This is a genomic window from Halomonas sp. ND22Bw (genome assembly GCF_003011945.1).
In the GTDB taxonomy this organism is placed as follows: Bacteria; Pseudomonadota; Gammaproteobacteria; order Pseudomonadales; family Halomonadaceae; genus Halomonas; species Halomonas halophila.
In genome coordinates, this window is the sequence record NZ_PXWD01001535.1 from 1 (window position 1) to 245 (window position 245).

At 70.6% G+C, this 245-nt stretch carries 1 pseudogene; it reads right to left on the reverse strand.

The features are described from left to right. A pseudogene (locus CVH10_RS23370) lies at positions 1-245 on the reverse strand (DnaA regulatory inactivator Hda); the annotation flags it as partial.

Below are 245 nucleotides of genomic sequence, written 5' to 3' on the forward strand. Positions count from 1 at the left end.
AGCTTGCGCTGGGCCTGCAGCGAGGCCTGATCGAGGCGTTCGAGCAGCTCGAACAGTGCGCTCATGCTGCGCTCGCCACGGGTGAGGATGAAGCGCCCCACTTCGTCGGTCAGGTGCAGGCCGCGGCGCGAGGCGCGCAGCTGCAGGGCGCGCAGCTTGTCCTCGTCGGACAGCGCGTGCAGCTGGAACACCAGCGCCAGGGTCAGGCGCGACTGCAGGTCGGGCAGCTGCACCGACAGCTCGCG